Origin of the sequence: Streptomyces sp. RP5T (assembly GCF_003933965.1) — a bacterium.
Taxonomy (GTDB): Bacteria; Actinomycetota; Actinomycetes; order Streptomycetales; family Streptomycetaceae; genus Streptomyces.
Map to the genome: position 1 here is coordinate 1 of NZ_RSAJ01001166.1, position 980 is coordinate 980.

At 72.2% G+C, this 980-nt stretch carries 2 protein-coding genes; both read left to right on the forward strand.

All coding sequences use genetic code 11. From position 1 onward, the window contains the following. On the forward strand, positions 1-290 hold a 290-nt coding region (locus tag EHS43_RS45165), incomplete at its 5' end, for a glutathionylspermidine synthase family protein (protein WP_148104370.1). Between the two features lie 289 nt (positions 291-579). After that, the coding region (locus tag EHS43_RS45170; RefSeq protein ID WP_125196118.1) for an LLM class flavin-dependent oxidoreductase at positions 580-980 on the forward strand (401 nt) is incomplete at its 3' end.

The following is a 980-nucleotide window of genomic DNA, read 5'->3' on the forward strand; positions in this document are numbered from 1 at the left end:
CTCGTGGACCGTCACCCCGGCAGCTGGCCACGACGACCGGCTACGTCGCCAAGCCGTTGCTCGGCCGCGAGGGCGTCGGGGTGACGGTCCACGAGCCCGGCACGCAGCCGGTGATCCGCGAGGAGCCCTGCTGCTACCAGGAACTGGCCCCCCTCCCCGAGTTCGACGGCAACCACGTGGTCCTCGGCGCCTGGGTCGTGGAGGACGAACCGGCGGGCCTCGGCATCCGGGAGTCCTCGGGCCTGATCACCGACGAGTACGCGCGCTTCCTGCCTCACGTGATCATCTGAGGGCCTGGCTGCCTGACGAGGCCACCCCGAGAGCACCCCGGTGAACCCGTTCAGCGAGAAGACAGCACGCGGACCGTACGCCCAAGCCGTATCCGGCGAGCGCCCGTGGGAAAACGCGTTGTCGTGACCCGTCCGCCCGCGTTACCGTCGCCGCACTCTGACGCACACGCTCTCTTGAACCATCGCCGCAGAACGGGAGCAGGCCCGCGCACAGCGCGCGGTGTCACGGAGGGGCGGCAACGGATCCGGCCGACCGGCGGATCCCGTACGCCCTCCGGAGGACTCTCCCATGAACATCGGCCTCGGCCTCCCCCTCGACGACCCCGCCCAGCTGCTCACCTGGGCCCGGCGCGCCGACGCGAGCCCCTTCCGCACCCTCGGCCTGCTCGACCGTCTCGTCTACGACAACCCCGAGCCCCTCGTCACCCTGGCCACCCTGGCAGGCGCCACCACCCGCATCCGCGTGCAGACCGAGGTGCTGCTCGCGCCCCTCCACAACACCGCCCTGCTCGCCAAGCAGACGGCGACTCTCGACCGCCTCTCCGGCGGCCGCTTCACGCTCGGCATCGGTGTCGGAGGCCGCGAGGACGACTGCCTGGCCGCCGGCATCGACCTCCACCGCCGGGGCCGCCGCCTCGACGAACAGCTGGGCCTGCTGCGCCGCGCCTGGTCCGGCGAACGGTACGGAGA